This is a genomic window from Acinetobacter sp. 1566109 (assembly GCF_000582255.1).
Classification (GTDB): Bacteria; Pseudomonadota; Gammaproteobacteria; order Pseudomonadales; family Moraxellaceae; genus Acinetobacter; species Acinetobacter nosocomialis.
Map to the genome: position 1 here is coordinate 100,472 of NZ_JEYB01000006.1, position 8,158 is coordinate 108,629.

The following is an 8,158-nucleotide window of genomic DNA, read 5'->3' on the forward strand; positions in this document are numbered from 1 at the left end:
AATGGCTAAAATTTTGACAGTTACTTTAAACCCTGCAATTGATGTAACCATCCAACTGAATGAGTTACTAGTAGGAGAAGTGAACCGACAAGAGTCGGTAGAAATTCATGCTGCTGGTAAAGGCCTTAATGTGGCTCAAGTATTGAAAGACTTAGGTCACGATGTAATCGTAAGTGGTTTTTTAGGTGAGCATAATCGACAAATTTTCGATACACATTTTGCACAAGCTCAATTTCAACCCGAGTTTATTTATATTGATGGCGAAACACGTCAAAATATAAAAATTGCTGAGCATTCTGGGCGGATGACCGATTTAAACGGCAAAGGTTTCTTTGTTTCTGAAACAGACAAACAAAGCCTATTTAATAAGATTGAGGTTCTGTTACCACAAGTCGAGGTCGTTGCAATAGCTGGTAGCCTCCCGCAAGGTTTTAGTATTGATGAGTTACAACATCTTATTCAACTGATCAAAAAAAATAATAAGAAAGTTGCACTAGATACCAGTGGTAAAGCGCTGGTTGCTGCAATTGAATGTCAACCTTGGATGATCAAACCGAATACAGATGAGTTGGTTGAAAGTTATCAACGCCCTGCAACAAGCTACGCTGAACAAAGAGAACTTTTTGATAGCTTAACCAATATTGAGCATGTGGTTATCTCAATGGGTGAAGATGGCGTAAATTGGTTACACGCCACTCACCCCTTACATGCTCAAGCACCAAAAGTTATTGTAAAAAGTACAGTAGGCGCTGGTGATTCACTCTTAGCCGGCATGATCCATGGACTTGTTAACCAACTGCCTCCTGAAGAAACCTTAAAAACTGCGACTGCCATTGCAAGCCATGCTGTAACACAAATTGGTTTTCGAATCCCTACTCCTGAGATTCTAGACCAACTAAAAGCACAAACTATTATCAATTCATTGAGTGAATCTGATGCAAACTGCTAAACATTTATTATTTGTCACTAATAGTCCGCAACAGCAAGTCAATGCTTTAATCTTGGCTCGTAAACTTGCTTTAGTCGCAACTCAACACGGCTATAAACACAGTGTCATTTCACTCGATGAGTTTGAATCAAGCGATCATTTTGATCATGTCATTATTATTGGACAACAACCTAAAAATCTAAATATTTTTGGGCAAAACGCTTTAACTTTAGTTTCTATTGAAGATATTAAAGATGATGCAGACAAAGCGCTTTTAACGGCACTTGAACACTCAAAACCAGCCAATGGGTGGGATCAAAAACCTAAGCAAGCTTCAAATACAGCAACTCATTTTGTTGCGATTACTGCTTGCCCAACTGGTGTTGCCCATACATTTATGGCAGCTGAAGCTTTACAGCAAGGCGCAGAGAGACTTGGATACCAAATTGATGTAGAAACTCAGGGTTCTGTGGGTGCAAAGAATATTTTATCTGCTGAATCGATTGCAGACGCCGATATTGTTATTCTTGCCACTGACATTGAAGTCAACACAGACCGTTTTGTAGGTAAACGTGTTTATCGATGCAGTACTGGCTTTGCCTTAAAACAAACTGATAAGGCCTTTGCCGAAGCAATTGCGAATGCACAAGTTTTAGAACAAGGTAAACAACAAGCTACAACGGAAAATAAAGATAAAACTGAAAAAGTTGGTGTGTATAAACACCTATTAACTGGTGTTTCTTATATGCTGCCTATGGTTGTTGCAGGTGGTTTATTAATTGCTCTTTCTTTATGTTTTGGCCTGAATGCAGCTGAACAAGCTGGCAGCCTACCAGCCATATTAAAACAGATTGGTGCAGCAGCATTTACACTGATGGTACCCATGCTATCGGGTTATATCGCATATTCCATTGCAGACCGCCCTGGACTGGCGCCCGGTTTAATCGGGGGTTTATTAGCAGCACAACTACAAGCGGGCTTTTTAGGCGGTATTGTTTCTGGTTTCCTTGCAGGTTATATCGCGTTATTTATTGCTAAAAAAGTTAAGCTTCCAACTAGCTTAGAGTCTCTTAAACCTATTTTAATTATTCCATTATTAGGAACGTTATTTGTTGGACTCATTATGTTCTATGTGGTTGGTCAACCTGTAGCGCATATTTTTGAGTTAATGAAAGATTTCCTCAACAACATGGGCACGACAAATGCCGTATTAATGGGAATTATTCTGGCAAGTATGATGTGTATTGATTTAGGGGGACCAATCAACAAAGCAGCTTATGCTTTTACAGTTGGTTTACTTACAACCAATACCTATATGCCAATGGCTGCAACGATGGCAGGTGGAATGGTACCTGCTATAGGCATGGCAATTGCGACCTTCCTAGCTAGAAATAAATTTAGTACAGGTGAGAAAGATGCTGGTAAAGCTGCTTTCGTGCTTGGTTTATGTTTTATTTCAGAAGGTGCAATTCCATTCGCGGCAAAAGATCCAATGCGTGTTATTCCAACCTGTATTCTAGGTGGTGCAGTAACTGGTGCATTAGTTGCCTTATTTCACTGCGAACTTGTTACTCCACACGGCGGCGTATTTGTACTCCTGATTCCAAATGCAATCAATCATGCGTGGCTATACCTAGCAGCAATTGCAGCAGGAAGCATCGTAACGGGAGTAAGCTATGCCATCCTTAAAAAGAATCAAGAAGAAAAGCTAATAACAAATACATAATCTTAAAAAAAGGGAGAATGCTGATTCTCCCTTTTTTTACTAAATAATTTTATTGATTAATTTGAACTGCACGCGCCATAACTTGTTCAGGAAGATCTTGGGCTAATAACACTGCAAGAGTTGGTTTTTGGTTAGTCTCATCTTTTAAGTTTTGAGCTTCGAGAACTCTATTTACATATTTAAGTTATAATTTAAAAGAATCATTCTATTTAAGGTAAATATTTAAAAATCAATAACATAAAAACAAATATTTAATAAAATTTATAGATTATTCATCAATCATGTTAAATGTATGGTAAATTTTTAGCACTTCAAACCAAATCAAACTATTGATTAAATTAAACATTTCTTTATTAAATGGATTGATTTTTTATCGTTATGACTTTATAGACAAAAAATTTTTATAGAAATGTCACGTTCAAAACAAGTTTTTTTTTCTAGGATTCTCATGCAAACAAGTATCGTTCATTTTACGAACAAGCGAGCAGCCAAGTTCAAATAAACGGTAAGAAAAAAGTTTTATCAGAATAGGAAAATTTATAGTTTGTCCTTGTTAATTCAAACAATATAAATTTTGCTCAAGACTTAAAGTCCTGATATAACTTGCTTAGTGAAACTATATTTTTCAACTATTAAGATTAGTTTCATAAAAATGCGATCCACCAAGGTATGGGGAAAAGTCAATGACAAAGAAGTATGCGCGTTTTTTACCTACAACAGAATCTTTCACTCTTGAAGATTTTCCATATTATTGGATTACTCAGGTCCATGCTCAATATGTTCAAAATATTGATAATGCGCTTAAAAAATATGGCCTCGATAATTCTCGTAGACGTATTATGCTTGCACTCAGTAGCAAACCTCATGCTAGCGTATCTGAGCTATCTGACATGATTATTTCAAAGATGTCCACGACAACTAAAATTGTTTATCGCTTAAAAGATGAAGGTTTAGTTGAAACATATTCTTGCCAAACAGATGGTCGAATTACACGTGTATATCTTACTGAACGTGGTATTGAAATGATCAGTAAAATTAATGACCTTACGAGTGTGGTACTTGAACAATCATTTGAAGGTATTACCCCCCTACAGTTAGAAAAAATGATGGAAAGCTTAAAAATGCTTTTAAAAAATCTATCGCGTTAGTTATTTTTTCATAATTTGCAAAATTTATTAGATTTAAAGCTCTCTCATGAGGGCTTTTTTTATACATGATAATTATGATAAAGAACATGGATTTCATAAAGTAATCAATTAAACATTCTACTTGTTGACTTGTTCTTTCAACTCCAGTAGAAACTCTTTTTTATTCTCTACATTGTAATGATAGGAAAAATGGCTAAAAGAAAATATAAAAGTGATAAGTTTCAGGTACGTCGTATTAATCGCCAATGGTGGGTACTTGAAAAGGACTTGGAAACTAACTGCTATGCTAAGCATGAACAAGTAGCTACAAAAACATTAGCTAATAATTATGCTGATGATTATATAGAGCAATACTATATGAATCTCTATATTCAACAACAGTTGAAAAAACCAGAAGCCGTATAAATAAAAAAGCCATTATGGCTTTTTTTTATTTATAATTTAACAAGTTAATAACGAGTGAGATAATAAAATTTTGGCATAAAAAAAACCTACATCTTGGGGAAAATGTAGGCTATAAAATGCACAAAAAGGAATTATATATCCTTTTTGACAAAAAGAATTCTACGATATCATAAGACCTTATTTTATATTACTTTTGTAAAGTTAATAGTGCTTATTGTATTAATGCTTAATAACTTAAACTGATTCTTTATATAAATTTTTTAAAAGAAAATATTCAAAGTAATTCATTTTTTTCTTATTTAAATATTTTATTTGATATAAATTTCTCAGTTAAGCCTTCTATTACAGCTATATAAACACCTGTTTTAACAAGTTTTTTACAAAAATAAGCATAATTTTTTAAAGTTAAAACTCTATTTTTTATAATTTTCGTAAAATTAAAAGTTAATAAATAACATATGCATACATGAGTAATAACAGTTCGAGTTTAGAAAAACATTTATTCAAGTCTAAAAAAACATCAAATATTCAGTTTTTATAGCTTTTGTGGGGACGACACAACTATTACAATACAGTTTATAAATAGTTTAACTCTTCAGCAGTTTTAGGCATGTTATGACTTCAATGTCGAACACTACCCAAAAGCACTTTATTGTTGAGCAGTTTCCTCTACCGACTTGGGTCAGTGATGAAAAGGGCTTAATTTTATACTGCAATACGGAGTGTACAAAGTACTGGCGCGATACTTCTCCTCCATTGTTTCAGCAATGGTTAGATTTCGTGTACCCTGCCGATTTAGAAGAAGTTAAAAATAAATGGTTAGATGCTATAGGGCTCCAATCAAGAGTTGAGTTTAAATGCCGTCTTTTGCATAAGAGTCACCACTATCGATGGTGTAAGCTTTCTATTCAATTGTCGAAATACCATGAATCTTCTCAGGAAAACGAATGGTTTGTTAGTTTTCTAGATATTGACCAAGATATACAAGAGCAGCAAAGCTTACGAAAAGATATCGATATACAAAATCAAATGCTCGATATCAGTGTCGATTGTATTAAAGTTTTAAATACAGATGGCACTGTATCTCATATGAATAAATCAGGATGCCTTGCATTAGGTATACCTGTAGATGAAAAAAAATTTGGCATGAGATGGTTAGATCTTTTACCCTCTCATATTCGTAAACGTGGAAGAGTTGCTTTAAAAAAAGCCCTACAAGGTAAAGTAGCCCGATTCGCCGGCATGAGTTGTTTACCAAATCAAGAGCCTGAGTATTGGGATAATATGCTTACCCCAATTCAACATACAAACGGCGAAATTATTCAAATATTGTGTGTTTCGCGAAATGTCACTCAACAGTATCTTACCGAAAACCGTCTAAGGGATATTAGCGAGAGAGATGAACTCACAGGATTATTTAATAGACGCTCATTTAAGCTTCAACTAAAACGTACTCTAGCCTACTCAAGGGAAACGCAAACAAGTGTAGGGCTACTTTTAATTGATTTAGATCATTTCAAACACATTAATGACACCATAGGTCATAGTGCTGGTGATCACTTATTAAAAATACTATCCAAACGTTTTAATCAATGTGTAGACCATGAACAATGTTCTGTGGCTAGATTAGGTGGCGATGAATTTGCAGTTATTGTCAGCCATCTAAAAAATGAAAATGATGTGCGCGAGCTTGCTGAAGTATTGCTTCAGCAACTTAATCAACCTATTACGTATGCCGGTAATGTACTCAACGGCGGGATGAGCATTGGCTGTGCCATTTATCCTCAAGATGCTGTTGATCAATCAAGTTTATTAAGCTGTGCAGACATGGCACTGCATGACTTAAAAGCTCGAGGTCGTGGCGGTATACGTATGTATAACCCGAGTATGATGCAATTAACCGAGGCAATCGCGTCTCAACTTAACATTGCCCGGCAGCTTATTCGTCACCATACCATCCAACCTTATTATCAACCTAAAGTTGATTTAAAAACACATACTGTCGTGGGCTTTGAAGCATTACTCCGTTGGCATACGACCTCGGCTCAGACAGGTTTACCTTCTCAGATTGCTGAAGCTTTCAAAGATTATGATTTAGCAAGTAAAATTGGTGAAATCATGCAGCATCAAGTTTTGCATGATATGGCTAAATGGATAAAATTAGGTTTTCAGCCCCTTCCAGTATCTCTAAATGCTGCACCAGTTGAGTTTTTAAGAGATAATTATGCAGAACGGCTATTAAAAAAAATTAATCATCTAGCAATTCCTACACATTTAATTGAAGTAGAAGTTACTGAGCATATGCTTGGGGACCGTGGTTCGGAATATGTTATTCGCGCACTCAATAAACTAAAACAACATGGAGTACGCATTGCTTTAGATGATTTCGGAACAGGATTCTCTTCTCTAACGCATATAAGAGATTACCCAATTGACTGTCTAAAAGTCGACTGTAGTTTTATACAAAAGATGCAAAATGATCCATCAATTTATGCAATTGTTCAAGCCATTGGCTTACTTGCTCCAAATCTCTCACTTGGTCTAATTGCAGAAGGTATTGAAACACCAGAACAAGAAGAATTACTTCTTCAATTTGGCTATAACATTGGACAAGGCTTTTTATTCGAACAAGCTATCGATGCCAATCAGGTTGTATCTATTCTCAAACAAGGTCAGGCTTATTTAGAAAGCCATTATTCAATGAGTTAATCTCTACCTTTAAAAAGGTCGCTCACTTTGCACACTAAAAACACACAATAGAAATCATAAAATTGGCGATAATATAACCATAACGATAACAAGCTTAGGTTCTTCAACAATAAATATTGTCATAAGACAATAAGGAGCAATATATGAGTTATCACCATATTTTAGTTCCAGTCGATGGTTCTCCTACTTCACTTATTGCGGTTAACCATGCTGCAAGCCTTGCTAAAGCGTTTAACAGTAAAGTCACTTTAGTATATGCGCTTACTATTGATCCTTTTATTTCAGTTGAAATCATCGATAGTACAGAAATTGCGCAAGATTACTTTAATAAAGCGAGAGCTTCGATTCAGGGCATCTTAGATCAAGCTAAAGAACAATTTAATCAACACGGAATTTCTGTTGAAACAAAGATTGTTGAGGGTCAAACAATTCACACAGAAATTATTAAAGCAGCAACTGAACTAAAAGCTGATTTATTAGTAATTGGTTCTCATGGGCGAAAAGGTTTTAAAAAGTTTTTCTTAGGAAGTGTAACGCAAGCACTCTTAGGAGAAATCCATGTACCAGTGTTGGTCGTAACTGAATAAATACATCTAAAGTTGTGTAAAAACCCAGCGATAGCGCTGGGTTTTTTGCGTAGATTACTTTCCGTTATACGTAAATTTAATGAGAGAACCTGGATTCTCTAAATTATTTGTTACGGAACCATCATCTTTTTGCACATTACCAGCCGTATCTGTCAGTACATATAGAACATTACCCTCCGGACTTGCAATCACATCACGATAACGGTTATTGCTTTTAAACATCGGGATAGCATCATCTAAAGTCACACTATACGTCGGGTCTAGCTTAATACGGAAAATTACCCCACGTTTTAAAGATGGTACCAATAATGTATTTTCCCATCCTGAAATTGCTTTTTTGCCTCCCGTATATACATATGCCGATGCCGGCGCAACTGTTGGCCAACAAACATAAGTCATATCACCACAAGTTGGATCATTGTAGTTATAGGTATCTTGAACGGTATACAACGTTTTCAAAGGGGCTACAAAGTTTTTACCAGTCCATTCAGATTCTTTAGTCACCGGAACCCCTTCAGCTACTTTTATTCCGTTTTGTCCAAAATCCTTAACTTGTGATTTATTGGTTGCAGCCGAATAGTTAGCATAAGCATAACCACTATCATCTTTATAACCCGCTACATTTGGCCAACCATAGTTCCCACCTTTTAAAATG

7 protein-coding genes are annotated in these 8,158 nt (G+C 35.5%); 6 read left to right on the forward strand and 1 reads right to left on the reverse strand.

Annotated features, from left to right (window positions below; genetic code table 11):
- Position 1: 1 nt before the first annotated feature.
- From pfkB to J582_RS08915, 6 genes are all read left to right on the forward strand, one after another.
- On the forward strand, positions 2-949 hold the full coding sequence (gene pfkB, locus J582_RS08890) for a 1-phosphofructokinase (RefSeq protein ID WP_031982741.1): 948 nt from the start codon (positions 2-4) through the stop codon (positions 947-949).
- Complete coding sequence (locus tag J582_RS08895) at positions 936-2,654, forward strand: fructose-specific PTS transporter subunit EIIC (RefSeq protein ID WP_032047771.1); 1,719 nt, start codon at positions 936-938, stop codon at positions 2,652-2,654. Before pfkB ends, J582_RS08895 begins: the two co-directional genes overlap by 14 nt.
- 683 nt (positions 2,655-3,337) lie before the next feature.
- The gene (locus J582_RS08900; protein WP_004708449.1) at positions 3,338-3,802 is read left to right on the forward strand and encodes a MarR family winged helix-turn-helix transcriptional regulator; all 465 of its coding nucleotides are present in this window, start codon (positions 3,338-3,340) and stop codon (positions 3,800-3,802) included.
- Between the two features lie 189 nt (positions 3,803-3,991).
- On the forward strand, positions 3,992-4,207 hold the full coding sequence (locus J582_RS08905) for a hypothetical protein (RefSeq protein WP_006580896.1): 216 nt from the start codon (positions 3,992-3,994) through the stop codon (positions 4,205-4,207).
- A 615-nt stretch (positions 4,208-4,822) separates the two neighbouring features.
- Complete coding sequence (locus J582_RS08910; RefSeq protein ID WP_031983695.1) at positions 4,823-6,916, forward strand: GGDEF domain-containing protein; 2,094 nt, start codon at positions 4,823-4,825, stop codon at positions 6,914-6,916.
- 143 nt (positions 6,917-7,059) lie between these two features.
- On the forward strand, positions 7,060-7,503 hold the full coding sequence (locus tag J582_RS08915) for a universal stress protein (RefSeq protein WP_004708443.1): 444 nt from the start codon (positions 7,060-7,062) through the stop codon (positions 7,501-7,503).
- A gap of 54 nt (positions 7,504-7,557) precedes the next feature.
- On the opposite strand, the gene J582_RS08920 is transcribed toward J582_RS08915, so the two are convergent.
- Positions 7,558-8,158 (reverse strand): PQQ-dependent sugar dehydrogenase (locus tag J582_RS08920; RefSeq protein WP_032047773.1); only part of this gene is annotated, 601 nt, incomplete at its 5' end.